Origin of the sequence: Wenjunlia vitaminophila DSM 41686, assembly GCF_000380165.1 — a bacterium.
Taxonomy (GTDB): domain Bacteria; phylum Actinomycetota; class Actinomycetes; order Streptomycetales; family Streptomycetaceae; genus Wenjunlia; species Wenjunlia vitaminophila.
In genome coordinates, this window is the sequence record NZ_KB904675.1 from 1 (window position 1) to 25,892 (window position 25,892).

At 74.1% G+C, this 25,892-nt stretch carries 20 protein-coding genes and 1 pseudogene; 8 read left to right on the forward strand and 13 right to left on the reverse strand.

Annotated elements, in window-relative coordinates; all coding sequences use genetic code 11:
• Nucleotides 1–414 precede the first annotated feature (414 nt).
• Entirely contained in the window at nt 415–657 is a 243-nt protein-coding gene (locus A3IG_RS0115720) for a hypothetical protein (RefSeq protein ID WP_018384534.1), read from the reverse strand.
• Between the two features lie 107 nt (nt 658–764).
• Between A3IG_RS0115720 and A3IG_RS0115725 the strand changes: the two genes are divergently transcribed.
• Nucleotides 765–1,508, forward strand: coding sequence for a helix-turn-helix domain-containing protein (locus A3IG_RS0115725; RefSeq protein WP_018384535.1), 744 nt, complete (start codon nt 765–767; stop codon nt 1,506–1,508).
• 2 nt (nt 1,509–1,510) lie between these two features.
• Nucleotides 1,511–1,981, forward strand: a complete 471-nt coding sequence (locus A3IG_RS0115730) for an NUDIX domain-containing protein (protein ID WP_026220301.1) — start codon at nt 1,511–1,513, stop codon at nt 1,979–1,981.
• 33 nt (nt 1,982–2,014) lie between these two features.
• Here A3IG_RS0115730 and A3IG_RS35965 read toward each other — a convergent pair.
• Together A3IG_RS35965 and A3IG_RS29930 are read right to left on the reverse strand one after the other, a co-directional pair.
• A pseudogene (locus tag A3IG_RS35965) lies at nt 2,015–2,278 on the reverse strand (Uma2 family endonuclease); the annotation flags it as partial.
• A 210-nt stretch (nt 2,279–2,488) separates the two neighbouring features.
• Entirely contained in the window at nt 2,489–5,026 is a 2,538-nt protein-coding gene (locus A3IG_RS29930; RefSeq protein WP_018384538.1) for a helicase-associated domain-containing protein, read from the reverse strand.
• A 213-nt stretch (nt 5,027–5,239) separates the two neighbouring features.
• Here A3IG_RS29930 and A3IG_RS33340 point away from each other — a divergent pair, with 213 nt between their 5' ends.
• The gene (locus tag A3IG_RS33340) at nt 5,240–6,184 is read left to right on the forward strand and encodes a hypothetical protein (protein WP_018384539.1); all 945 of its coding nucleotides are present in this window, start codon (nt 5,240–5,242) and stop codon (nt 6,182–6,184) included.
• A 67-nt stretch (nt 6,185–6,251) separates the two neighbouring features.
• The gene (locus A3IG_RS34280) at nt 6,252–8,936 is read left to right on the forward strand and encodes a WD40 repeat domain-containing protein (protein ID WP_157862255.1); all 2,685 of its coding nucleotides are present in this window, start codon (nt 6,252–6,254) and stop codon (nt 8,934–8,936) included.
• Between the two features lie 68 nt (nt 8,937–9,004).
• On the opposite strand, the gene A3IG_RS0115755 is transcribed toward A3IG_RS34280, so the two are convergent.
• Genes A3IG_RS0115755 through A3IG_RS0115770 form a run of 4 tightly spaced genes read right to left on the reverse strand, consistent with a single transcriptional unit; the run spans nt 9,005 to nt 13,045 of the window.
• The gene (locus A3IG_RS0115755) at nt 9,005–9,973 is read right to left on the reverse strand and encodes an ABC transporter substrate-binding protein (RefSeq protein ID WP_018384541.1); all 969 of its coding nucleotides are present in this window, start codon (nt 9,971–9,973) and stop codon (nt 9,005–9,007) included.
• 20 nt (nt 9,974–9,993) lie between these two features.
• On the reverse strand, nt 9,994–10,884 hold the full coding sequence (locus A3IG_RS29935) for an ABC transporter ATP-binding protein (RefSeq protein ID WP_018384542.1): 891 nt from the start codon (nt 10,882–10,884) through the stop codon (nt 9,994–9,996).
• The gene (locus A3IG_RS0115765) at nt 10,881–11,978 is read right to left on the reverse strand and encodes a FecCD family ABC transporter permease (RefSeq protein WP_018384543.1); all 1,098 of its coding nucleotides are present in this window, start codon (nt 11,976–11,978) and stop codon (nt 10,881–10,883) included. Before A3IG_RS0115765 ends, A3IG_RS29935 begins: the two co-directional genes overlap by 4 nt.
• Nucleotides 11,975–13,045 carry a FecCD family ABC transporter permease gene (locus A3IG_RS0115770; protein ID WP_018384544.1) on the reverse strand — a complete coding sequence of 357 codons (1,071 nt, stop codon included), beginning with the start codon at nt 13,043–13,045 and terminating at the stop codon, nt 11,975–11,977. The genes A3IG_RS0115765 and A3IG_RS0115770 overlap by 4 nt, the downstream gene beginning before the upstream one ends.
• Before the next feature lie 301 nt (nt 13,046–13,346).
• Between A3IG_RS0115770 and A3IG_RS0115775 the strand changes: the two genes are divergently transcribed.
• A complete protein-coding gene (locus tag A3IG_RS0115775) occupies nt 13,347–13,982 on the forward strand; it encodes an HAD family hydrolase (protein WP_018384545.1) in 636 nt (211 codons plus the stop codon).
• Between the two features lie 29 nt (nt 13,983–14,011).
• On the opposite strand, the gene A3IG_RS0115780 is transcribed toward A3IG_RS0115775, so the two are convergent.
• A complete protein-coding gene (locus tag A3IG_RS0115780) occupies nt 14,012–14,251 on the reverse strand; it encodes a hypothetical protein (protein ID WP_018384546.1) in 240 nt (79 codons plus the stop codon).
• Nucleotides 14,252–14,473: 222 nt separating this feature from the next.
• On the opposite strand from A3IG_RS0115780, the gene A3IG_RS35880 reads away from it, so the two are divergent.
• The gene (locus A3IG_RS35880) at nt 14,474–14,857 is read left to right on the forward strand and encodes a cold-shock protein (RefSeq protein WP_018384547.1); all 384 of its coding nucleotides are present in this window, start codon (nt 14,474–14,476) and stop codon (nt 14,855–14,857) included.
• Between the two features lie 67 nt (nt 14,858–14,924).
• On the opposite strand, the gene A3IG_RS0115790 is transcribed toward A3IG_RS35880, so the two are convergent.
• From A3IG_RS0115790 to A3IG_RS0115805, 4 genes are all read right to left on the reverse strand, one after another.
• Complete coding sequence (locus tag A3IG_RS0115790; protein WP_018384548.1) at nt 14,925–15,857, reverse strand: 1,4-dihydroxy-6-naphthoate synthase; 933 nt, start codon at nt 15,855–15,857, stop codon at nt 14,925–14,927.
• A complete protein-coding gene (locus A3IG_RS0115795) occupies nt 15,854–16,663 on the reverse strand; it encodes a futalosine hydrolase (protein ID WP_018384549.1) in 810 nt (269 codons plus the stop codon). The genes A3IG_RS0115790 and A3IG_RS0115795 overlap by 4 nt, the downstream gene beginning before the upstream one ends.
• A gap of 25 nt (nt 16,664–16,688) precedes the next feature.
• Nucleotides 16,689–17,162 (reverse strand): hypothetical protein, encoded by a 474-nt coding sequence (locus A3IG_RS0115800; RefSeq protein WP_026220304.1) that lies wholly within the window; start codon nt 17,160–17,162, stop codon nt 16,689–16,691.
• A gap of 83 nt (nt 17,163–17,245) precedes the next feature.
• Complete coding sequence (locus A3IG_RS0115805; RefSeq protein ID WP_018384551.1) at nt 17,246–18,595, reverse strand: MFS transporter; 1,350 nt, start codon at nt 18,593–18,595, stop codon at nt 17,246–17,248.
• Between the two features lie 492 nt (nt 18,596–19,087).
• On the opposite strand from A3IG_RS0115805, the gene A3IG_RS29940 reads away from it, so the two are divergent.
• Complete coding sequence (locus tag A3IG_RS29940) at nt 19,088–20,002, forward strand: DUF3027 domain-containing protein (protein WP_051087516.1); 915 nt, start codon at nt 19,088–19,090, stop codon at nt 20,000–20,002.
• Between the two features lie 102 nt (nt 20,003–20,104).
• Complete coding sequence (locus tag A3IG_RS0115815) at nt 20,105–23,278, forward strand: sacsin N-terminal ATP-binding-like domain-containing protein (RefSeq protein WP_018384553.1); 3,174 nt, start codon at nt 20,105–20,107, stop codon at nt 23,276–23,278.
• 109 nt (nt 23,279–23,387) lie between these two features.
• On the opposite strand, the gene A3IG_RS0115820 is transcribed toward A3IG_RS0115815, so the two are convergent.
• On the reverse strand, nt 23,388–25,874 hold the full coding sequence (locus A3IG_RS0115820) for an HAD-IC family P-type ATPase (protein WP_018384554.1): 2,487 nt from the start codon (nt 25,872–25,874) through the stop codon (nt 23,388–23,390).
• Between the last annotated feature and the right edge of the window lie 18 nt (nt 25,875–25,892).

A 25,892-nucleotide genomic window follows, 5' to 3' on the forward strand; every position in this document is an offset into this window, starting at 1 on the left:
TCGCGGTCGCGGCAGTGGCCACGAAGGCCACCGCCTGGTCCGCGATCCGCTCGGCCCGCTCGCGGGACTGCCCGTTGTGGACGATCACGAAGTGGGTGAGGCTGTCGAACAGTTCCTCACCAGCCGCCGCGCGACCAATCTTCTGGTCATTGGCCGTTGCCGTCATGCGAATACTCCTTGAGTGTCGCTGTGCTCTGGCACTTGCGCCCGCATCGGTCGCCGAGACACGGCCTATGGCGACCGGGGGGGATGGGAGGCCGACCCGAACGGGGACGGGGGAGCCAGGGAAGGTGGCACCCCGTTCGGGGCGGCCGGTCTACTGGCTGATATCGAGGGCCATGCCGATCACCAGGCCACACGAGCCGCTGACCATGAGGATGAACAGGACCCCGGCATACCGGCCGATGGCGCGCATCACAGCCCGTCCCGACTGTTGCCGTTCTTGATGGCAAGGCGGGCGCTCAGTTCTTCCCGCGCGGTCGGGGCCACCACGTTGTCCGGCAGGGCATCCCACTCGACGCCTCCGCCGACGGGCCTTATCTGCACCCGGGCGCCGACCTCGCCCATGACGACGCCGATACGTCCACTGGCAGTGTCCTTCGCCAGTTCACCGATGCCTGGTCTGGTCTGCTGGTTGCTCGCCATGCGGACGAGCATCCTGCCGCTCATCAGGACGTCGGAACCTCCGACAAACCCCACTTCGGGACGTCCCGCGTCGGGTAGAACGTCCCTAGTGCCGTCCCCGGCTGTTAGGAGAGATTGGGATGCCGAACGAGAGGTTACGTGCTGCCATGGCGGCCGGCGGCTGGACTTATGCCGCCCTTGCGGACAAGGTCGAAGTCGACCCCAAGTCCGTTGAACGATGGGTCAATCTGGGGCGTACGCCGCGCCGGGCCACAGCCATGCTGGCAGCGGAAATACTAGGAGAAGACGTGCACGCTCTTTGGCCCGCGCTCCGGCAGGCACGCCCTGCCCGCGCTGTCAGTCCGGAACTTGTGGCTCTCTACGACCAGCGGGCGGACATCCCCGTGTCCACCTTCGTGGACATGCTGACCCAGGCGCGTGAGCACATCGACGTGCTGGTGTACGCCGCCGTCTTCCTGCACGAGGCGTACCCGCGGCTCAACGACTTGTTGCGAGAGCGAGCGGACGACGGGTGTGCGGTCCGTATCGCGATCGGCGACCCGGACAGCACGAATGTCCAACAGCGTGGCGCGGAGGAGAGGTTCGGCCACGGGATTGAGTCCCGTTGCCGACTCGCCCTCATGCACTACCGCCCGCTCGCCGGGGTACCTGGCATCGAGGTGCGCACCCATGCCACCACCCTCTACAACTCGATCTATCGTGCGGATGACCAGGTGCTGGTCAATGCCCATGTCTGGGGCGTGAACGCCTACGGCGCTCCCGTGTGGCATCTCCGACGCAGCGGGAAGGGCGGCATGTTCGACACCTACGCCAGCAGCTTCGACGGGGTGTGGGAATCCGCGACGCCGGTACGAGAAGGGTGACCATGGCACGGACCGAGTACTACGACGACCCAGCGGCACCGGAGCCGAACAGCCTGGTGATCGCCGCGTCCGCCGTGGTCACCGACGACGAAGGGCGCGTACTCCTTCAGCGCCGCAGGGATAACGATCTATGGGCGCTGCCAGGTGGCGGCATGGAGATGACCGACTCACTCCCAGGAACGGCCGTCCGCGAGGTGAAGGAAGAAACCGGACTGGACGTAGAGATCACCGGGCTCGTGGGCACGTACACCGACCCTCGCCACGTCATCGCCTACTCGGACGGTGAGGTGCGCAGGCAGTTCAACGTCTGCTTCACCGCTCGTGTGATCGGGGGCCGACTCGCGATCTCGGACGAGTCCACGGAGCTGCGGTTCGTCCAGCCGGAGGAGATCGATCAGCTGCCGATGCACCACACGCAGCGGCTGCGGATCCGCCACTTTCTGGAGCACCGTGAGCAGCCCTATCTCGGCTGATCGCGCCCTCAGCACTCGCTTTAGGAGACAGTGCACCACCAACTGCCCCCGGTACGGGTCGGCGATGACGTAGACCGGGATGCAGGCGCCGGCGTACGCCCGCGGCTTGAGCTCGTAGTCCCGGGCCCGGCTGGTCGGGGAGACCACCTCGAAGGCGATCTCGATGACGCTCGCCTCGTAGACCGCGTCGTTCCGCTCCACCTCGGCCCGCGGCAGGACGATCAGGTCAGGGCAGAGCTCGGAGTCCTCCCGGGGGAAAGGGGTGATGGTGTCGCCGGTGACGTTCGATGATGGTATTGAGGTGGAAGGCGCGTGTGGGCGACAAGATGATCTCTCCGTGGACGACCTCGGCCCGGTAACCCTCGGGCACCTCGACGTGCCGAAGGGTGCTACGTGCGACTGCCAGCTCCACGGTCACGCGGGGCCCCTCTCCCGGCGGTGACCCCTCGGGGCGACGCTCGGGGTCGGTGGTCGGCTCGGTTTGACGGTGGTCGTCTGCCTGGGGCGTCATGCCGGTTCGTCCTCGAGTTCAGCCGTACCGGTGATCCGGTGCAGGGGGAAGGTGCGGACCGTGTCCGTGGCGTGGTCGTAGGCGGTGACGGTGCCGCCCTCGACCCGGACCGGGGTGACGACGTGCTGGCTGGCCGCGCCCTCCGCGTTGACGCAGCCGATCCACAGCGTCTCCCCGGCCAGCACCGCCGCCTGGAGCGCCGCCCGGGTGTCCGCGGCGGCCGAACGGGGCGCGGCGCCCGGCGGGGGAACCGCCGGGCGGCGGCGCACGGTGGCCGCCTTGTCGCCGGCGCGGATCGCCTTCAGGGCGGCCTCGACCAGCGCCTCGTCCGGGGCCGGGGGCCCGGAGGCGACCGGGGTGGGCGCGGACCGCGGCGGGGTCCGGTACACGTCCTCCCGGGCGATCAGCACGTCGCCCTCCGCCGACTCCGCGGCCGGGGCGTGGCCCAGCTCCCGCAGCACCTCCAGCAGCCGTTCCGGCGGGCACTGCGCGGCCACCGCGGTCGGGGCCAGCCGGCGCAGCCCCAGGCCGGCGCAGCGGCGGTCGGCCAACAGCTCGGTGAGCACCGCGGGGTCGTCGCAGCGCAGGTACGCCGAGGCCGCGCCGACCCGCAGCCGCCCGTGCCGGCGCGCCACGTCGTCGATCAGGTAGGTCAACGGCTGCGGCACCGGGGTGCGCGAGTGCCGGGCGAGGAACGCGTGCAGGTCCACGGCGCCGTGCCCGGCGTCCAGGGCCCGGCGCACCGACTCCGGGGTGAACCGGTACACCGTCGCCCCGCCCTTGGACTCCACCTCGGCGGCGACCCCGAGCAGGTCCGCGAGGGGGCGTCGCAGCGGGCCCGGGGCGACCGCGGTCAGGTCCGCCTGGAGCAGCACGTGGTCCAGCGGCTCGGGCAGCAGCGGGGCGAGGTCCCCGGCGGCCCGGCCCCCCGCCAGCAGGGCGCGCCCGTGCCCGGACAGCGCACCGCGGCCGGTGACGCCCAGCAGTTCGGCCTCGTCGGCGGTCCATCCGGTCACCGCGACCCGGAAGTCCTCCGCGGCCCCGCGCAGCGGACGGTCCCAGCGCAGCCGCGCCAGCAGGGCCCCGCGGTCCGCCGAGGCGCCCGGGGGGAGCTCGGCCAGGAGCCCGAGCAGCCGGCGGCGCAGCTCCGGGGCGAGCGGGCGGTCCAGGTCGGGGCCGAGCGGCGCCAGCACCCGACCCCGGCTGTCCTTGCTGCCCACCAGGCCCGGGACCCGGGTCCCGGCCAACCAGGCCCTGGCCAGGTGCTCCCACCGGTCCTCTGGGGCGAGCCGCAGCCACTCGTCGTAGCCGGGCGTGGGCGCCCAGCGTTCGTCGGCGTCACCGTCGCTGGCCAGCAGCCCGGCGGCGAAGCACAGGTCCAGCCAGAACGCGGCTGTCCTGTCGTCCGTCTCCAACGCCGCGGCGGTGCGCCGCAGCTCCCGCACGCTCAACCCGCCGGCCCGCAGCACCGGCGGGCCCCCGGTGTTCCACCGCGCGAGCAGTTCCTCCGCGGTGCGCACCGCGGTGAACGCCTGGCCCGCGGCCATGCCGTCCACCGTTCGCGGCTCGTGTGCCACGGCGGTGACCGCGGGCGGCTCGGGCTGGAGCTCGCGGTGCGCCCGACCACCACGCAGGTGCAGCGCCACCTCGCGGGGCAGCACCACGGTCCGTGGCCCGGCGGGCAGCAGCAGCCCCCGGGCGAGCAGCCACTGCACGCCGGTGGTGGCCTCGCTGGCCCGCACCCGTCGCACCCGGCCCGCCCCGCCCCGTCCGGTCCGTGCGCGCCCGGCGGGCTCCCCGGCGGCCGTGTCCGTGCCGGCCCCGGTGGCCTTCCGGTCGTCGCCGCCGCCGTCCGCCGGGCCGGTGGCGTCCGCGCCGAGGACCTCACCGTAGGGCGGGCCCCAGACCAGCTTGTCCAGGACGTCGTGCGCGCCCGGCGGGGCCTGTTCCAGCAGCGCGGTCATCCGTTGGCGGTCCTGGAACAGCGCGGTCAGGGCCGTCACCGCGCTCACCGCGTCGTGGGTCGGGGGAAGCCCCACGTCGGCCAGCAGGTCCTGCACCCTGGCCGGTGACCAGCCGGCGACGCACTCGGCGAAGCCCGGGCCGAGTCCGGTGGACGAGGGCGAGGCCGGGGTGGGGGCGAGCAGGTCGTGGGCGGTGCGCACCAGGTGGAACCGTTCCGCGCCGCCCCAGACCAGGGCCAGCTCCCGCAGCCGCTCCAGCGCGCGGTCCACCGACGCCGGGTCCACGTCGGGCAGCAGCGCGTGGAGCTCGTCGGGGGCGCAGGCGTCACCGCTGATTGCGAGCGCCTCGGCGGTCTGGAGGGTGAAGCGGTCGAGCTGCTCCAGCGCCCGCAGCACCGAGGCGCGGGTCCCCGCCCTGGTGGCGAGCTGGGTGAGGTCCGAAGGCACCGGGGCGAGCAGGTCCGGCCGGGAGCGCAGCAGCGCGGCCAGCGCCCCGTCGGGTCGGGCCCGCAGCTCCTCGGCCAGGGTGCGGGGGGCGGCCCGGGACCCCGTTCGCTGTGCGCTGCTCATCGGTACTCCTTGCCTGGGTCCCTGCTCCATCCCGGGAAGCGGAAACCCGGCCGGCGACGGCGGGAACCCCCGCCGTCGGCCAGGGGAGGACGTCAACCGCTCAACACTAACCGCAGCGACGGGAACGGGTCCTGTCCCCGCGCCAGTGCTTACCGTTGTCCGGACGGGATCACGACCGCCGCGGCACGGGCACCGACGACGTTGAGGGCTGGGATGGGGAACGAGACGGAGCGGTTGATCGACGACTACCTGGGCCAGGTCGGGGAGCTGGCCCGGCGCACCCTGCCGTCCGACTGGGGCGGGGACCTGGTGGCGCGGCTCCGCGAGGACATCGAGCGGGAGCGCGCCGAGGAGGAGGACAGCCCGGCGGGGATACGGCGGGTCCTGGGCCGTCTCGGCAGCCCGGACGAGGTGGTGGAGGCGGAGACCTGGCAGCGGGCCGCCGAGGGGGTGCCGCCGCCGTTCCCCGGCGACACGAGCCAGCAGGGCATGGTGTTCGAGCCGGACCCGGACGCGCAGTGGTGGCGGAAGCCGGGCCGGGACGACGGTCCGGACGACGCCGCGTCCCTGCCGGGGCCCGGGAGCGGGGGGGAGCGCCCCGGCGGACCCGGTGGCCCCGGGGCGGGGGACGACACCGCGGACCAGGACGGGACCGGGCAGGACCACGGGCCGGCCGCGGGCCGCTTGCCAAGGTGGGTCCGGGCCGCCGCGACGTCCCGGCGGTCAACGGAGGGCGCCGCCGGGACGGAGGCGGGGACTGACGCGGGGGACGGCGGCCCAGTGGCCCGGGGCGGGCTGCTGAGCGGCCGGGGCCTCCTCCTGTCCTGGCGGGAGCTGGTCGCGGCCGGGCTGCTGGTCGGCGGGCTGGTGGCGAACCAGTGGATCGCCCTGGTGGCCGGCTGGGCGCTGGCGTACTTCTCCGGCCGGCTCAGCCGTTTCGAGGCGAAGCTCGCGGCGGTCGGCATCCCGCTGCTCTCCGTCGGGGCCGCCGCCGTCTACCTGTGGGGCCGCGCGGAACGCCGCTGGGGCGAGCCCCTGCCGGAGGGCGAGTTGCGGTCGGTCCTCGCGGACCTGGTGCCGTTGACGGTGGGGGCGGCGGCGGTCGGCTCCGCGCTCTTCCTGCTCTGGCGGGCGCACCGCCACTCGAGGACGGGTTGACGGACTGTCACAGGGATCTGCCACCGTGTCCGCCGACGGTTTCCCTATGTCCCGAGTGAGTTGAAACGTGAGCGGTTCCCCGGCGGCTGGTGTGCTCAGCCCGAACGTCCTGAAGCAGATCGAACGACTGGGGGGCCGGGTGCCCGACGGTTTCCGGCCCCGGGACTGGTCGGTGCCCACGCCGGCAGGCGAACACCGGGTGCCCCCGGCGGTGCAGGAGTTCCTGGCCGTGGAGTGGCCCTCCGACCAGGGGCTGTGCACCGACGACGAGTTCCGCTGGGAGGTGCACCTGCCGTCGGACTGCGAGGTGGGGCGCCTCGTGGTGGAGGACACCCCACGGGCCTGGTACGCCGTCGGCTGGGACGAGGGCCAGTGGTTCCTGCTCGTCGATCTCGCCGAGGCGGACACCGACGACTTCCGCGTGTACCGCGTCGACCACGACGGGAGTGACGACGCCAGCAGTTGGCGGTACCTGTCGAGGCTCCTGGACGATCTGCGGATGGTCAGGGACCGGATCGTCGTCCCCGACACCGTCCTGGCCGGCGAGGCCGCTGCCACCTCCGCCGGGGCCGACGAGGTGGTCACCGACGCCCACTCCCTGGTCAACGCCGACCCCCTGACCGTGATGCCGCTCCTGGACGGCGTGACGACCGAGCGCGGTGAGCAGGCTGCCTCGGTGTACCGGGCCTCGGTGGGCCGGCACCACAACGCCGGCGCGGCGGTCCGCCGGCAGTTGCTCGCCCTCGACGCGGCGCGCCTCGGCGAACTCGGCCTGTCCCGGGAGCTCGCCGAGGTGCCGGTGCCGGGCGCGCCGCCGCTGGACTGGACGGTGGAGTGGGCCACCGGCGCGGCGCTCGACCGGCGGCTGCGGCTGCGGCTGCCCGTCGCCGGGCCCCAGGCGTTCGCCGAGCTGGACGGCCGGACCGTGGCGGTGACCGTGCACGCGTGGAAGCTCCACGTCCACGACCTGGCCACCGGGCGGAGCCTCGTCGAGGCCCACCTCGAGTGCGACCAGGAGTTCGCGTCGCTCGCGGTGGCCGAACTCGACGGGCGGTGGATCGTCGTGACGGGCAGCAACTGTCCGGGCTGTGACCGCCACGACACCTGCCGGGCGGAGTTCCGGCGGTGGAACCTGGCCGACGGCAACCCGGTCGGTGCCCCGGTGCGCGCGCACCCCAGGTCGGTCAACGCCCTGGCCGTCGCGGCGGTGGACGGCAGGCCGGTCCTGCTCAGCGGCGGATACGACTGCGTGCTGCGCATGTGGGACCTGCGCACCGACGAGCCGATCGGCGAACCCGCGGTCGGGCACCAGCGCGGGGAGGAGTGGGAGCTGGGCATAGGCGGCGTGGCCGTGACCGAGATCGACGGCCGGACGGTGGCCGTCACCGGGGCGGGCGACGGCACGGTGCGGCTCTGGGCGCTCGGCGAGGGCTGCGTGCCGGGACAGCTCATGACCAGCGGCGACGACGGGGACACCTGGATCACCTCGGTGGCCGTCTGCCGGCTCGACGGCCTGCCCGTCGCGGTGACCAGCGGCGACGACGACGTGCGGGCCTGGGACCTGTGCAGTGGCCGGCAGTTGGGCGCGGTGGTGACGCGCGGCTGCACGCGTTCCGACGTCGTGGAGATCGACGGGCGGCCCGTGGTGGTGACCGCCACCTACGACGGTTGGGTGCGCAGGTGGGACCTGGCCACCAGGGAGGAGATGGGCTCCCCGGTCAACGTGTTCACCGGGGACCGGCGCGTGGTCAGCGCGGTGGCCGCGGTGCGGGTGCGGGGACGCGCGGTCGCCGTGGTCCCGGACTACAGGGAGACGGCCGTGGTGGACCTGACCTCCGGAGGGTCGGACCGGACCGGTGTCGGCCACTCGGACGCCATCAAGGCGCTGGCCGTCGCCGACTCCGACGGCTCCCCGGTCGTGGTCACGGGCGGCGATGACGCCACCGCCAGGATCTGGGACCTGCGCGACGGCTCACCGGTGTGCCCGCCGCTGTCCGGCCACTCGGTGTGGGTCAACGCGGTGGCCGTGACGCGCGTCGGCGATCGCCCCGCGGTGCTGACCGCGGACGGCGACGCCGTCCGGGTGTGGGACCCGGCCACCGGTGAGCTGTCGCGGCGGATCGAGGCCCTCCGGGCCGATGGCGGGCACCAGGTGCTGACGCTGGCCGCCGGCCGGGTGGGCGGCCGGGACGTGGCGGTCACCGGGGGGTATGACGGCCAGGTGCTCGCCTGGGGCCTGGGGGACGCGGCAGCGGTGGTCCGTCCGACCCCGGTCGGGCCGGGGAAGTACCTCTACTCGGTGGTCGAACTGGCCGGGCGGCAGGTCGCCGTGGCGGGGGACGGCGCGGTGGTGCGGGTCCTCGACCTGCTCAGCGGCGAGGAACTGCGCTCCCTCGACGAGGGTGCCGGCGTCGACGCGGCCACGGTGGCGCGGTCGGGGGAGCGGGTGTTCGTCGCCTTCGCCACCTACGGGGAGCTGGTGGTCCGGGACCTGGCGAGCGGAGCACGGGTGGGCGCGCTGGCCGGCACCGGCTCGACGAAGGCGCTGGCCCTTGCTGACGTCGGGGGGCGCCTGGTCGCCGCCAGGGCGGGCTTCGACCGGACGGTGCAGGTGTGGGACGTGGCGGAGGACCGGCCCCGCCCGACCTCGTTGACCTTCCCCGAGGAGGTGAACGCCCTCGCCCTCACCCGCGGGGGCCGCCTGGTCGTCGCCTTCGGATCGGACCTGGCGGTGCTGTCGCCGCGGGGCTAGCCACGGCTGGGAGCGGTCCCCGGCCGGCCCGCCGCGTGGTGCCGGGCACCACGCGGCGGGTGGCGGGGTCACGCCGTGAGGTGTGCCTGCATCTCGTCGAGGATCTTGTCCGCGGCGGTGTAGCCGATGCCGACGATCCACAGGTCGTCGTTGACGGCGAAGGCCCGGTCGTTCTTGACCGCCGCGAGGTTCTTCCACAGCGGGCCGCCCGTGACCTCCTTCTCCTTGGACTTCTCGGGCGAGCCGTAGGTGGAGTAGAAGATCACGTCGCCGTCGGCCTTGTCGATCTTCTCGGGGCTGACCTCCACCTTGAACGTCTCCACGTCCTGCACCTCGGGTCGCCCGAGACCGACGTCGGCGAGGATGGTGCCGATGTAGCTCTGCCGCGCGTACAGCCGGATGTTGGCGCCCTCGACGAAGCGGACCACCGAGACCTCGGTCTCCTTGGCCCTGGCGGCGCCGCCCACGGCCTCGGCGACCTCCTTGGCGCGGGCCTGGTAGTCCCTGACGACCTTCGCCGCCTCGTCCTTCTTGTTGAGGGCGTCCGCGTGGAGCTCGAAGTTCTCCTTCCACTCGTACCCGGTGGCCTTGGTCATCACCGTGGGGGCGATCTTCGACAGCTCGTCGTAGCGCTGGGCGTCGCGGTCGCCGTTGGTGAGGATGAGGTCCGGCTCGAGCGCCAGGATGGCCTCCATGTTCGGCTGGCCGATCGTCCCCACGTCCTTGATGCCCTCGACCTGGTCCTCGCCGAGGTAGTTGAGGTAGCCGTCGGCCACCTCGGTGCGGGTGCTGCCGACCGGCTTGACGCCCAGCGTGAGCGCCGTGTCGAGCTCCGCGGTGTCCAGCACCACCACGCGCTCGGGGCGCACGGGCACCTGTACGGGCCCCTGGGGGGTCTGCACGGTGCGTTTGCCGCCGTCCTTGCCGCCCTTGGCCTCTGCGGAACCGTCGGAGTCGTCGGACCCGCAGGCGGCTGCGGACAGGGCGGTGGCGGCGGCGAGGGCGGCGACCAGGGCGGTGCGCAGGGTTCGGTTCATGGAGGTGTCTCTTTCGGTGGTCAGGGGTGGGGCAGCGCGTCGTCTTCGGTCCGGGCCACCTCGGTCGGGGTGACCCCGGTGCGGGTGTCGTCGCCGTGGCCGTGGGGCCGCCAGGGCGGGCCCGGCACCACCAGGGGGTCCCCGGTGACCGGGTCGGGCACCACCACCGCGTCCAGGCCGAAGACCTCGCGGACCAGTTCCGCGGTGACGACGTCCCGTGGACGGCCCTGGGCGATGATCCGGCCGTCCCTCATGGCGACCAGGTGGTCGGCGTAGCGGGCGGCCTGGTTCAGGTCGTGCAGCACGGCGACCACGGTGCGGGCCCGGCCGGTGTCCCGCGCGGCGTCGGACGCGAGTTGACGGACCAGGTCCAGGACCTCGATCTGGTGGGCGATGTCCAGGTAGGTCGTCGGCTCGTCGAGGAGCAGCAGGTCGGTGTCCTGGGCCAGTGCCATGGCGATCCACACCCGCTGCCGCTGTCCGCCGGACAGCTCGTCCACCATCCGGTCGGCGAGTTCGACGGTGGCGGTGCGTTCCATCGCCACCGTCACCGCTCGTTCGTCCGCCTCCGACCACTGCTGCCACCAGTGCTGGTGCGGCTGGCGGCCCCGGGACACCAGGTCGGCGACGGTGATGCCCTCCGGCGGCACGGGGGTCTGCGGGAGCAGGCCGATGGCGCGCGCCACCTCTCGGGTGGGCACGGAGCGCAGTTCCCTGCCGTCCAGCAGGACCGTGCCGCCGGCCGGTCTCAGCAGGCGTCCCAGGGCCCGCAACAGGGTGGACTTGCCGCAGGCGTTGGGGCCGACGATCACGGTGACCTCGCCCGTGGGGACCTCCAGGTGGAGCCCGTGGACCACGGTGCGGCCCTCGTAGGCCAGGGTCAGGTCGCGGGCGGCCAGACGGGTGCTCAACGGGGGCCTCCGGAACGGGCACGGACGATCAGCCACAACAGGTAGGGGGCGCCCACCGCGGCGGTGAGCACGCCCACCGGCAGTTCGGTGGGGGAGAACAGCCGACGGCCCAGCAGGTCGGCGAGGACCACGATCACCGCCCCGGTGAGGGCGGAGCAGACCAGCGGGGGCTGGGCGGTGCGGGTGAGCCGGCGGGCGATCTGCGGGGCGAGCAGGGCGACGAAGTCCACGGGTCCCGCCGCGCCGGTGGCCACCGACGCCAGGACCACGCCGATGCCGACCAGGCCGAGGCGGACCCGGCCGAGCCGCAGGCCGAGCGCCGTGGCGGTGTCGTCGTCGAACGCCACCGCGCGCATCGCCCACCCCGCCCAGGCCAGGGCCGGAAGCCCGAGCAGCAGCACCCAGAACAGGGGCTCGGCCTGGTCGTAGCCGCGGCCGTTGAGGCTGCCGGTCAGCCACACCTTGCCCTGTTGGGCACGGAACTGGTCGCCGTGGGTGAGGAAGAGGTTGCTGAGCGAGGACAGGGCCACGGAGAAGCCGATGCCGATGAGCACGAACCGCTGGGCGTGCAGCCCACCCCGCCAGGCGAACACGTAGACGAGTGCGGCGGCGGTGATCCCGCCGGCCACCGAGACGTAGGGCAGGGTCTGCCAGGAGGTGAGCCCGAAGGTCAGCGCCGCGACCGTGGCGGCGCCCGCGCCGTGCGAGACGCCGATGATGTCGGGGCTGGCCAGCGGGTTCCGGGCGACGGTCTGGATCAGCGCGCCGGCGAGCCCGAAGGCGACGCCGACGAGCAGCGCCACGGTGAGCCTGGGCAGCCGCAGGGTTCCCACGACCAGCTCGTCGGGGCTGGGCTGGCCGAGCACCACCTTCACCGCCTCGACGGGCGAGGTGGTGGTCTCGCCCAGGCAGAGCGAGGTGACGCAGACGGCGGCGAGCAGCGCGGCCAGGGCGGCGGCGACCGCCACGGCCCTGCGGTTCACCAGCAGCGAGGCGCCCGGGCGGCGCAGCACCGCGTAGCCGGCGGGGCGGGCGACCCAGGCCGGCCCCCCCGAGGGGGCGGCCGCGGTCGTCGCGGGCGGGTTCCCGGTCATGTCGCCACCACCGTGCGCCGGCGCACCAGCGCCACCAGGAACGGGACGCCGATCAGGGCGGTCATCACCCCGGCGGGCACCTCGGACGGGGGGAAGACGATCCGGCCGACCACGTCGGACACGAGCAGCATCGTCGGCCCGAGCAGCGCGGACATGGCCAGCACCCAGCCGTGCGCGGCCCCCACCAGGCCGCGGGCCAGGTGGGGCACGGTGAGCCCGACGAACGCGATGGGGCCGGCCGCGGCCACCGCGGCCCCGGTCAGCACCACCGCGGCCAGCGCGCCGACCAGGCGCACCAGGGCCACGTTCTGACCGAGTGCGGTCGCCACGTCCTCGCCCAGCGCCAACGCGTCCAGGCCGCGGACCACCAGCAGCACGAGGCAGCCACCGAACGCCACGACCAGCAGCGTCACCCAGGCCACCCGGGTCTCCCGGCCGGAGACCGAGCCGACCTGCCAGAACCTGAACTCGTCCAGGGCCGCCGCGTTGGTGGTCAGCGCCGCGGAGACCACGGAGGCCAGGAAGGCGTTGATGGCGGCGCCGGCCAGCGCCAGCTTGACCGGGGTCGCGCCCTCGCGCCCGTGGGCGGCGACCGCGTACACCAACACGGCGGCCACCGCGGCGCCCAGGTAGGCGAACCACATGTACCCGTACAGGTCGTGCACCCCGAACACGGCGATGGCCAGCACCACGCCCGCGGCGGCGCCGTGGCTGACCCCCAGGATTCCCGGTTCGGCGATGGGGTTGCGGGTCACGCCCTGCATGACCACCCCGGCGACCGCGAGCGCGACGCCCACCGCGATGCCCACCAGGGTGCGCGGCATCCGCAGGTCGCGCACCACCTGGGCGTTCTCGGTGTCCCCGCCGTGGATCAGGGCGTCGAGGACCTGGTCCGGCGGGATGTGTCGGGCCCCGACGGCGAGGCTGAGCAGGACCGCGAGCAGCAGCAGGGCCCCGGCGACCAGCAGGGCGCCGACGCGGCGCCGCAGCAGCGCCCCCCGTGGCGGCCCGCCGCCGTCGGGGGGAACGCCGCCCTGACGGACGCCGCTGGTCGGTTGGGTGCGCATCGTTCACATTCCGTCGTGGTGGTGTCGCGTCATGCTGTCCGGGCGGGCGGTGTCGTGGGGGACGGGCACGGTCGGCGAAGTGCACCGGCCGCAGGTGAGCTTAGGCTCAGCTAACCTCGCTCACAATACGTTCCCACCGTCACCGTGCGGTGGGCGGCCCCGCTCTGGTCGCCGCAGGTCAGGGCCGCGGACCGGAGAGGTGGCCGCGAACGGTCCAGAGTCGCTGGTCGGCCGCGGCGGACGCCCTGCCGGAGTGCCTCCGGGTGACAGCCCCGGGGGACGGTCGGGGACAATGGGACACATGTTCACCACTGGGCCCCTGACCGTCGGTTTCGACCTGGACATGACGTTGATCGACTCCCGTCCCGGCATCCGCGCCGTGTACCAGGCGCTGGCCGAGCAGACGGGGACCTACATCGACGCGGACCTGACGGTGACCAGGCTGGGCCCCCCGCTCGCGGAGGAACTGGCCCACTGGTTCCCGGCCGAGGAGGTCGCCGCCATGGTGCGGCAGTACCGGGCGCTCTACCCGGTGCACGCCATCCACCCGACCACCGCGATGCCCGGCGCCAGGGAGGCGGTCGCGGCCGTGCGGCGGCTCGGTGGGCGGGCGATCGTCGTCACCGCCAAGAACCAGCCCCAGGCCCAACTGCACCTGACGCACCTGGGCATCGACGCGGACGCCCTGGTCGGTGACGTGTGGGCGGAGGAGAAGGCGGTCGCGCTGCGCGAGCACCGGGCCGCCGTGTTCGTCGGGGACCACCTGGGTGACGTGCGCGGGGCGCGGGCCGCCGGGGTGTTCAGCGTCGCGGTGTGCACCGGGCCGTGCGACGCCGACGAACTGCGGGCCGCCGGGGCCGACCTCGTCCTCCAGGACCTCACCGGGTTCGCGGAGTGGCTGGAGGTCTACGCCCGCACCGGGTCACCGGACGCCTGACCGGCGGCCGGCCGGGGTGCCGGGGGGGCTCACTGCGCGGCGCGGGCCTGTCGCCGCTGCGCCCGGATGGACCGCAGCAGGCCGGCGCCCGAGATCAGGAAGCCCACTCCCATCAGCATCGACACCAGGTAGGCCGCGGTGGGCAGGGGGTCGAGGTCCAGCAGCAGGGGCACCACGGTGACGGCCGTGGCCACCGCGCCGACGAGGAAGACCGCAGCGCCGACGCGGACCAGGACGTCACCGGGGTCCCGGGGGGTTTCGTTACTCACCGGTCCAGGGTAGGCCGCTGGGGGGAGGAGGGCGCTGACGGGAGTAGGAAGCGCGGCGAGGTCAGGGGATCTTGCCACCGGCTGGGGGACCATTAGCCTGGTGGCAGCGGGTTACCGGTGCGTCCGGTCGCCCGCGACACTGCGTTTCCGTTGCTTTTCCGTGTGCCTTCCGGTACGCGAACCGCTTTGAGTTTACCCATCGACGCGAGGACGAGGTCTGACGTGCCTACCGGCAAGGTCAAGTGGTTTAACAGTGAGAAGGGCTTTGGCTTCCTCTCGCGCGACGACGGCGGCGACGTCTTCGTGCATTCGTCGGTGCTGCCCGCAGGGGTGGACGCACTCAAGCCGGGGCAGCGTGTGGAGTTCGGGGTGGTGGCCGGGCAACGCGGTGACCAGGCCCTGTCCGTGATCCTGCTGGAACCGGCGCCGTCGGTGGCCGCGGCGCAGCGTCGCAAACCGGATGAACTCCTGCCGATCGTGCAGGACCTGACCACCCTGCTCGAAGACGTCGCGCGGTCGCTGCAACGGGGCCGCTACCCGGAGAAGACCCACGGCCGCAAGATCGCCGGGGTGCTGCGCGCCGTCGCCGACCAGTTGGACGTCTGACGCGCCCCCTGCCCCCTGCCCCCTCCCCGCGCCGGTGCACGAGGGCGGGGGCGGGGGTGGGGCCGGCTCAGGGGAACGTCAGGGCGTCCGGAGCCGTCGGGGGGACGATGCCCTCCGCCGCGGCACGGTCCAGCAGCCCGCGCACCGCGGCGTACCCGTCCTCGCCCAGGTCCGCCGTGAACTCGTTGACGTACAGCCCGATGTGTCGTTCCGCCACGGCCGGGTCCATCTCCTGGGCGTGCTCGGCGACGTAGTCCCGGGACGCCTCGGGGTTCTTCCAGGCGTACCGCACCGACTCCCGGGCCGCCGCCGCCAGACGGCGCAGCTCGGTCCCCCCCAGGTCGCGTCGGGCGATGATCGCGCCGAGCGGGATGGCCAGTCCGGTCTCCAGTTCCCAGGACTCGCCCATGTCCGCCAGGCGGTGCAGGCCGTAGCGCTGGTAGGTGAACCGTGCCTCGTGGATGACCAGGCCCGCGTCCACCACACCGTCCCGCACCGCCGGCATGATGTCGTGGAACGGCAGCACCACGATCCGCCCCACCCCGCCGGGCACCGCCCGCGCCGCCCAGAGCCGGAACAGCAGGTAGGCCGTGGACCGCTCGCTCGGCACCGCCACCGTCCGGCCCGCGAGGTCCGCGGGCCCGAGGGCGTCCCTGGTGAGCACCAGCGGCCCGCAGCCGCGGCCCAGGGCGCCGCCGCACGGCAGCAGGGCGTACTCGTCGAGCACCCAGGGCAGCACCGCGTAGGACACCTTCAGCACGTCGAACTCGCCGCGTTCGGCCATCGCGTTGGTGATGTCGATGTCGGCGAACGTCACCTCGATCGGGGGCGCGTCGGGGACCAGGCCGTGCGCCCAGGCGTGGAAGACGAACGTGTCGTTCGGGCAGGGCGAGTACGCGATCTGCAGCGGCGCCCCCGAAGCCCCGGGGCCGTGCGGGGAGTTCTGTGGGTCCCCGGGGAGGTGCTGGTCGCGCCGGGGTCGCTGCGGCTCGGGGTTCATCCGGACTCCACGGGGGACGGCGGGGGAGCGGGGGCGTGGGTGACGGTGACTCCGAGGTGGGGCGGGAGGGCGGCGAACGCCTCGGCGAGGGCGTCGAGCGCGGTGCCGATCCGCCACGCGTCGCGGTCCCGGGGACCGACCGGGTTGGACACCGCCCGGACCTCCAGCGCCGGGACGCCGTGCCCCGCCGCGGCCTCGGCCACCCCGAAGCCCTCCATCGCCTCCGCCACCGCGTCGGGGTGACGTTCGGCCCGCGCGCGGGCGGTGCGGGCGGTGCCCGTGGCCGTGGAGACGGTGAGCACCGCGCCGGACACCGCGCCGAGGGCCCGGGCCACCCGGGTGACCAGGTCGTGGGGCGGCCGGTGGACGCAGACGCCGAAGCCCAGCTCCCGCACGGACAGGAACCCGGTGGGGCCCTCGGCGCCGAGGTCCGCGGCGACGATCGCGTCGGCGACCACCACCGAGCCGACCGGCGCCACCGGGAGGACCCCTCCGGCGATCCCCGCGGACACCACCAGGCCGTAGGGCTCGGCGCGCAGCGCGGCGGCGGTGAGGGCGGTGGCCGTCCCGACGGCCGCCGCGGCCGGTCCGACCCCGGCGGCCAGCAGGTCCAGCCGACGGCCCGCGGACCCCTGGTCGTCCCCGGCGGCACCGGGTGTCGGCGCGCGGGTCGTGACGCGGTGCAGGGTCAGCCCGCCGGGCAGCGGCACCTGCTGGGGCGGCTCGGCGCGGCCGGGGCCCGCCCACCGGGCCAGGCCGCGGGCGGCGGAGTCCCGCTCCGCCGCCACGGCGGTCACCACCAGCACGCGTCGCACGACGGGGGACCGGCCGTCAGTCGTTCAGCTTGACGGTGAAGTTCCACACCCCGTAGAAGGTCTGGTCCTTCAGGGAGCCGGAGATGATGGAGAGTTTGATCGACTTCGTGCGTTCCCCGGTGCTCTGGCTGACCGGGAAGAAGGAGTCCGCGCTCCAGCTCCGGTAGGTGTGGTCGGTCGGGTCGGTCTGCGGCCGGCCGTCGATCGCCAGGTACCACATGTCGTCGGCGATCGACTTGTCCACACCGAGCCTGAGCTTGTCGCCGGTCTCCACCGTGATGGTCTCGCCGGGCTTCTGCTCGATGCAGGCCATGGCCTTCTCGAAGGAGATCTTGTCCCCGTCGTTGTAGCAGCCGTCCTTGGCCTCGGTGTGGACCGTGTCGGTGTCCGCGGTGACGTACGCGAGTGGGGTGGGCTTCTCGCAGGCGGCGAGCGCGGCCACCCCGAGCACAACGGAGCCGATCACGGCGGCACGGCGGCGATTCGTCATGGGGCTGAGGCTACCCGTCGGCGTTCGCGTCCCACCCTCGGGGTGGGCCCGTGTGTGCCACCGCACACCGGCTCCGGGCCGGGTCAGACCGTCCGCGGGCTCGCGGTGCCGCGCCGTCCGGCGGCCAGCAGCGCCCGCGCGGTGGCCAGGCAGCCGAGCCCGACCAGGCCGGCGGCCACGCTCAGCCCCAGCGAGCCGTTGAGCGGGAGCATGATCCCGATCGCGCCGCCGAACACCCAGGACATCTGCAGCGCGGTCTCCGACCGGGCGAACGCCGACGTCCGCACCTCCTCGGGCACGTCCCGCTGGATCAACGCGTCGAGGGACAGCTTGCCGAGCGCCTGGGCCAGCCCGGCCGTCGCGGCCACCAGCGCCACGGTGACGATGCCGTGCCACACCGCCGCCGACACGGTGGCGGTCAGGGCCAGCGCCAACACCGTGGTGATGATCGTCTCCGGGGCTCGGGAACGCCGTAGTCGTGAGGCCAGCGCGGTGCCGAGCGCGTTGCCCGCGCCGGCGGACACCACCACCACCCCGAGCGACGTCTCCGCATTGAGCCCCCCGATCGGGTGTTCGCGGAGCAGGAACGCCAGGAACATGGTGAGGAACCCGGAGAGCGCGCGCAGCGAGGCGTTCGCCTGCAGGGCGTGCAGCACGGAGGAACCGACCGCACGCAGGCCGGGACGGCGCTGGCCCCTGTCCTGGCCCTCCTCCGCGACCCCCACGGTCTCCCGCAGGTTGACCATCCGGGCCTTCTCCTCGCCCTTGGCCGAGTCCACCTTGGGCGGCAGGCCGAACGCCAGCATCGCGCCGACCACGAACACCGCGAACGCCCCGTACAGCGGCCAACCGGGGCCGATCAGGTGCAGCCCGGCACCGACCGGTGCGGCCACCGCGGTGGCGAGCAGCCCGGCGAGGGTGACCCGGGAGTTGGCTTTCACCAGGGTGATCCGGTCCGGCAGCAGCCTGGGCACCACCACGCTGCGGACCACCCCGTACGCCTTGGAACCGACCAGCACCCCCAGTGCCGCCGGGTACAGCTCGAGGCTGGCGTTCTCCACCGCGCCGGCCATCGTCCAGGCCAGCACCGCCCGGGCCAGCATCGACATCGCCATGGCCGCGCGCCGCCCGTGCGGCACCCGGTCGAGCAGCGGTCCGATGACCGGGGCGAGCAGCGCGAACGGAGCCATGGTGACGAGGAGGTAGAGCGCCACCCGCCCCCTGGCCTCACCCGTGGGCACCGAGAAGAACACCGTGCTGGCCAACGCCACGGTGATCAGCATGTCGCCCGCCGCGTTCACGGCGTGCAGCTCGATCAGTTTGCCGAGGCCCGACTCGCCGGCTCCGCCCGAGTGGGTGGACCGGCGAATCCGGGACCCCAGTGCCGCGGCCACCCGCCCCAGTGCCCGAGCCGGCCAGGTGGCCGCGCGCATGACGCCCCCTCGGGCCCGGCGGACGGGGCCGGTCCGGATCGCACCTTTCGTTGCCACCCGGCCATAGTGCCTCACCGGGCCGGCGCCGGCCCCCGGTGGAGCGCATTCCCCTGCTCTGATCGACGGGGGAGTCCACCATGCGGTCGGGGTGGTGCGGTGCGCCGGGGCGGCGCCCCGGGCGTCAGTGCGCGCCCCCGTGTCCTTCACCGGAGCGTGGCCTGGCCGGGGGGCTCACGGCGCGCGGCGCCCGGTCCGGGTGACGAGTGGTTCTTTCCCGGTGTGCCCCGCGCCGGGTACCGTGCAGCGGGCAGCCGACCGGTGCGACGGCCGCGAGTTCGTTCCAGCAGAATGGGGGACAGAACCGCGTGCCGACGACAGCGTCGACGCGGACCACGCCCACCCCGCAGGGGTCGGCGCAGGTGGTCCGCTCCGCGACCGGGCAGGCGCCCTCGAGATACGGCTTAGGAGAGAATCGTTCTTGTGAGTGCTGCGATGCGAAGCCGTATTCCGGACCGTCTGTGCGCCGAGGCCGTGGAGCTCGCGCGCGCGGCGGCGGAGGAGGCAGCGGGGCCCGGCGGAGTTGGGGAGCACCTGGGCGCGGTGGCGGACGGGGACCGCGTGGTGACCCACTCGTTCGCCTGCAAGGAGCCTGCCTACCGCGGCTGGCGGTGGGCCGTGACCCTGGCCAGGGCCTCCCGCAGCAGGTACGTCACGGTTGACGAGTTGGTGCTGCTGCCCGGACCCGACGCGGTGCTGGCCCCCGAGTGGGTGCCGTGGAGCGAACGGCTCCGCCCCGGCGACCTCGGCCCCGGCGACCTGCTGCCGACCGAGGCCGACGACCTCCGCCTGGAGCCCGGCTGGACCGGCGCCGACCAGCCCCCACCGAACTCCGTCGAGGCCAGGCTCGAGCAGCCCTACGCCGAGGAGGCCGGGGTCCAGGACGCCGCCGTCCAGGAGGCGGTGATCCAGGACGTCGTCGCCCCGACCGTCGGCAGCATCGCCGCCGTCGCCGAGGAGATCGGCATGGACCGGGCGCGGGTGCTGTCCCGGTACGGCCTGACCACCGCGGCGGAACGCTGGGAGGACAGCTTCGGACCCCGCACCGCGATGGCCCAGGCCGCACCCGCGCACTGCGCGACCTGCGGGTTCCTGGTCCCGGTCGCCGGCTCGCTGCGCCAGGCGTTCGGGCTGTGCGCCAACGAGTACTCCCCGGCGGACGGCCATGTGGTCTCCCTCGGCTTCGGCTGCGGCGCGCACTCCGAGGCCGCGGTGATGCCCCGGCCCCCGCAGCCCGCCGAGCCGGTGCTCGACGAGCTGCGTGACGTCGAGTCGGTCACCCTGCACCCGGAGCGGGCCGAGGACGACGCCGAGGAGCCCGCGCAGGCGGAGGTGCCCGGCCGGCCCTGACCTGCCCGCTGACCGGCTGACTCCCTCCGGGTGCCACCACCGCACGCTGCTGTACCGTCGCCGGGTCAGCTTCCGATCAGCGTGTGCGGCGAGGGAGAAGCAGTGACCACGGCAAGGGTGCTCAGTGCGACCGGGGGCGGCGACCCCTTCGGAACCGCGGCGTTGCGCCGCTCGGTGCTGGACGCCTGGTCCGCGTCCCCCGCCCGCTTCCGGGAGGACGCCAACGCCGAGGAGGACCTCGCGCTCGGCGGCTACCGCGACCGGCTGGTGGTGGAACTGGCGCAGAACGCCTCGGACGCCGCCGCCAGGGCGGGGGTGCCGGGCCGGCTGCGGCTGACCCTGCACGCCGGTTCCGGCGGGCCCGGGTTGCTCGCCGCGGCCAACACCGGCGCGCCGCTGGACGCCGCCGGCGTGGAGTCGCTGTCCACGCTGCGGGCGTCCGCCAAGCGCGACCAGGCCCCCGAGGGGGTGGGCCGGTTCGGCGTGGGGTTCTCCGCGGTGCTCGCGGTCAGCGACGCCCCCGCGGTGATCGGCCGCACCGGTGGGGTCCGTTGGTCGCTCGCCGAGGCGAGGGAACTCGCCGAGGAGGCCGCCGCCGCCTCGGACAGCCCCGGCCTCGCCGACGAGGTGCGCCGGCGGGCCGGTCACGTCCCCCTGCTGCGGCTGCCGCTGCCCGCCGAGGGCACGCCCCCCGACGGCTACGACACCGTGGTGCTGCTGCCGCTGCGGGACGGCGCCGCCGAGGACCTGGTGAGCCGGCTGCTCGGCGCCGTGGACGACGCCCTGCTGCTCACCCTGCCCGGTCTGGCCGAGGTCGTCATCGAGACCCCGGAGGCGACCAGGACCCTCACCCGGGCCGACGAGCCGGGTACGGTCGCCATCACCGACTCCTTCGCCGGCACCACCCGGTGGCGGGTGGAGCACACCGGCGGGTCGCTCGACCCGGAGCTGCTGCGGGACCGCCCCGTGGAGGAGCGGCTCCGCCCGTTCTGGTCGGTGACGTGGGCGGTCCCCGTCGGCAAGGACGGCGCCCCGACCCGCCCCGACATCGCGGCGGTGGTGCACGCCCCGACCCCCACCGACGAACCGCTCGGCGTACCGGCCCTGCTGATCGGCTCGTTCCCCCTGGACCCCACCCGCCGCCACGTCGCCTCGGGACCGCTCACCGACTTCCTGGTCGAGCGGGCCGCCAGCGGCTACGTCCGGCTGGTGCGGGAGTGGACGCCGGTGGACACCGGCATCCTGGAACTCGTCCCCGGGCCGCTGGGCCGCGGTGAACTGGACGCGGCGCTGCGACGGGGGGTGCTGGAGCTGCTGCCGCGCACCCTGTTCCTGCCGTCGGCCGCGCCACCGCAGGAGGACGCCCCGGTGGTCCTGCGGCCGGTGGACGCGGAGCTGGTGGAGGGGGTGACCGCGGCCACCGTGGACGTGCTCGCCGAGGTCTTCCCCACCCTGCTGCCCGGCGGGCTCGAGCGCCGCGTCGAACTGCGCACCCTCGGGGTGACCCGGCTGCCGCTCGGTGAGGCCATCGACCGGCTCGCCGGCGTCGAACGCCCCGCCGCCTGGTGGCACCGCCTGTACGACGCGCTCTCCGGCACCGACCCCGACCTGCTCGGCGGCCTCCCGGTGCCGCTCGCCGACGGCCGCACGGTGACCGGCCCCCGCCAGGTCCTGCTGCCGCTGCCCGACGACGCGGCGGAGCCCGACCTCGACCTCGACCGGCTGGCCAGGCTCGGCCTGAAGGTCGCGCACCCCGAGGCGGCGCACCCGCTGCTGGAGAAGCTCGGCGCGGTGCCGGCCACCCCGCGGGCGGTGCTGACCACCCCGCAGGTGCGGGCGGCGGTCGCCCAGTCCCTCGACGCGGAGGAGGCGTGGGACTCCGAGGGCACCCTGTCCGCCGACGAGCTGGCCGAACTGGTGCTCGGACTCGTACGGGCGGCGAACCTCGGCCCCGGGGACGAACCGTGGCTGGGCGCGCTGGCCCTGCCCGACGAGGACGGCGAGCTGGCGCCCGCCGCCGAGCTGGTGCTGCCCGGCAGCCCGTTCGAGGCCGTGATCCGCGAGGGGGAGCTGGCCGCCTGCGACCCGGAGCTGCTGGTCCGCTGGGGTGAGCGGCCGCTCACCGCCGTCGGGGTGCTGGCCACCTTCGCCCTGGTGCGGGCCACCGACGTGGTGCTCGACCCCGACGACCTGGAGCCCGACGAGGGCCTCGACACCTGGGCCGAGGACGTCGGGCTGCTGGACGCGGTGGACGTGTGGTGCGAGGACGTCCTGGACCAGTTGCCGCAGACCGAGGTGCCGCCGGTGGCCACGGAACTCGTCGCGGTCCGGGACCTGGACCTGGTGGACGACGCCGCCTGGCCGCGGGCACTGGCGATGCTGGCCCAGCCCCCGCTGCGCGACGCCCTGGTCGCCCCGGTGCGGGTGCTGCTGCCGGACGGTTCCACCGAACAGGTGCGCCCCTACACCGCCTGGTGGCTGCGGGACCACCCGGTCCTGGACGGCCGCCGCCCGGTGGGGCTGCGGGCCGCCGGCACCGATCCGCTCCTCGACGGCCTGTACGACGAGGTCGGCGCCGATGCCGAGGTCCCGCTCCCGGACGACCAGGTGCTGCGGGCCCTCGGCGTGCGCACCTCGGTGGCCGCGCTGCTCGACGAGCCGGGCGGCCCCGCGGAGCTGCTTGCCAGGCTCGCCGACCCGGAGCGCGACGCCACCCCCGCCCAGGTGCACGGCTGCTACGCGGCGCTGGCCGATCTTGACCCGGCGGTGCTCACCCTCCCCGACGAGCTGCGCGCCGTCGTCGGCGACCGCACCCGGGTGGTGGACGCGGCCGACGCGCTGGTCGCCGACGCGCCCGACCTGCTGCCGCTGGTCGAGGAGGAGCCGCTGCTGCCGGTGCCGCCGGGCCTCGCCGACGACCTGGCCGAGCTGCTCCAGGTCCGCAGGGCCAGCGAGGTGTACCGGGCCGAGGTGGTCTCCGAGGGCGAGCGCCACCGGGTGCCCGACGAGGTCCTGCGGCTCCTGCCCGGAGCGCCCACCGAGTACGACGAGCACGAGGAGCTGCTGGTCACCGCGGGCCCGGACACGGCGCCCGGATCGACCGTCGAGGTGGACTGGCGGTACACGGGCGGCCGGCTGCACGCCGCCACGGTGGAGGGCCTGGCGTCCGGCCTCGCCTGGTCCGCCGGGCAGTGGCAGCGCCGGTTCGAGATCGCCGCGCTGCTCGCCGACCCGGACAGGACCGCCGAGCTGGCCCGGGACCGCTGGTTCGACTGACGCCGCACGCCGCCGGCACCCGGGCCGGGTGCCGGCGGTCGGGGGTCCCGACCGCCGGTCGGCGCCCGCCACCCAGGGGTGGCTTACCGGCCCACCGCCGCGGGGTTGGCTACCGGCTCACCGCTGCCTCGTGGTCGTCGTCCGTGCGCCGCGGGGCCGCCTCGTCCTGCGACTGCCGGCTGAGGTACCGCCAGACGCCCTCCAGGAGCACCGCCGCCACGGCGGCCACCGCGACGCCCATCCACGGCCCCTGCACCCCCACCAGCTTCAGTTCGAAGAACTTCTGCAGGTACGGGGTGATCAGCACGACGACGAACCCCAACGCCATCGTCAGCACCAGGCCGATCCGCCACCAGGTGTACGGCCGGGCGATGATCGCCAGCACCCACATGGCGACCAGGAACAGGGTCAGGGTCGCCACACTGGTCTCGGCGTCCAGCGCCCCGTTCCCGGTGTAGTGGTGCCGGGCGATCATGTAAGAGACGAAGGTGGCGGTGCCCGCGATGATCCCGGCGGGCAGCGCGTAGCGCATCACGCGCTTGACGAAGCCGGGCCGGGCCCGCTCCCGGTTCGGCGCGAGCGCCAGGAAGAACGCCGGCACGCCGATCGTCAGGGACGACAGCAGCGTCAGGTGACGGGGCAGGAACGGGTACGGGAGCTGGAAGATCGCCACCAGCATGGCGAGCAGCACCGAGTACACGGTCTTGGTGAGGAACAGGTTGGCGACGCGCTCGATGTTGCCGATCACCCGGCGGCCCTCGGCGACCACCGAGGGCAGCGTGGAGAAGCTGTTGTTGAGCAGCACGATCTGCGCCACGGCGCGGGTGGCCTCCGAACCGGTGCCCATGGAGACGCCGATGTCGGAGTCCTTCAGCGCCAGCACGTCGTTGACCCCGTCCCCGGTCATCGCCACGGTGTGACCGCGGGCCTGGAGCGCGCCCACCATCTCCCGCTTCTGCTGCGGCGTCACCCGGCCGAAGACCGTTCCGGCCTCCAGCGCCTTCGCCAGGGCCTCCGGGTCCGAGGGGAGTTCCCGGGCGTCCACCGGGTTCTCCGCGCCGGGCAGGCCGAGCTTGGCGGCCACCGCGCCCACCGACACCGCGTTGTCCCCGGAGATGACCTTCGCCTGCACGTTCTGTTCCGCGAAGTACCGCAGGGTGTCGGCGGCGTCAGGACGCAGCCGCTGTTCGAGCACGACCAGGGCGAACGGCTCGGGCGCCGCGGCCACCTCCGGGTCCTCCAGCGCCCTGGTGGTGCGGGCGAGCAGCAGCACCCGCAGGCCCTGCCGGTTGAGCTCCTCCACCTCGGCCAGCGAGGTGTGGCCGGTGGGCAGCAGCACGTCGGGGGCGCCGAGCAGCCAGGTGACGGCCTTGCCCGAGGGGTCGGGGAACGACGCGCCGCTGTACTTGCGGGCCGAGGAGAACGGCAGGGTGCCGGTCGCCCGCCAGCCCTCGGGCGCCGGGTAGGCGTCGATCACGGCCTGGAGGCTGGCGTTGGGCCGCGGGTCCGCGGCGCCGAGCGCGCCGAGCACCCGTTCGGCCTGTTCCTGGTCGCCGTCGAGGACCCGCAGCTCCTTGACGTCCATCCCGCCCTCGGTGAGGGTGCCGGTCTTGTCCAGGCAGACCACGCTCACCCGGGCGAGCCCCTCGATCGCGGGCAGCTCCTGCACCAGGCACTGCTTGCGGCCCAGCCGGATGACCCCGATCGCGAACGCCATGGAGGTGAGCAGCACCAGGCCCTCGGGGACCATCGGCACGATGCCGCCGACCATGCGCCGGACGGCCTCCTTCCACCCCTCGTCCTCCACGTAGAGCTGACTGGCGATCAGGGCCATCGCGGTCGGGACCATCAGGTAGGTGATGAACCGCAGGATGGAGCTGATGCCGCTGCGCAGCTCGGAGTGGACCAGGGTGAACCGGCTCGCCTCCTCGGCGAGCTGCACCGCGTACGCCTCCCGCCCGACCCTGGTGGCGGTGAAGGCGCCGGTGCCGGCGACCACGAAGCTGCCGGACATCATGGGGTCGCCCGGGCGCTTGAGGACCGGGTCGGCCTCGCCGGTGAGCAGCGACTCGTCGATCTCCAGTCCGTCGGCCTCGGCCACCACGCCGTCCACCACGACCTTGTCGCCGGAGCCGAGCTCGATCACGTCGTCCAGGACGATGTCCGGGGTGCTGACCTCCACGCTGCGGCCGTCCCTGCGGACCAGGGGCTTGGCCTCGCCGATCACCGCGAGGCTGTCCAGGGTCTGCTTCGCCCGCCACTCCTGGATGATCCCGATGCAGGTGTTGGCGACGATGACGAAGCCGAACAGCGAGTCCTGGATCGGCGCCACCGCGAGCATGATGACGAACAGCACGCCGATGATGGCGTTGAACCGGGTGAAGACGTTGGCGCGGACGATGTCGGCCATGCTCCGCGAGGAGCGGACGGGGACGTCGTTGACCTCTCCACGGGCCACCCGCTCGGCCACTTCCGCGGTGGTCAGTCCGCTCACCCGGGTGGTGGACTGGTCCTCGGGGGAAGGGGCCTGACGCACCGGGGCGTGGGCGCCTGACCGGTGGGGGTCGTCAATGCCGTTGTCGAGCCGGTTCTCCATGGGAGGAACGTTACGTGG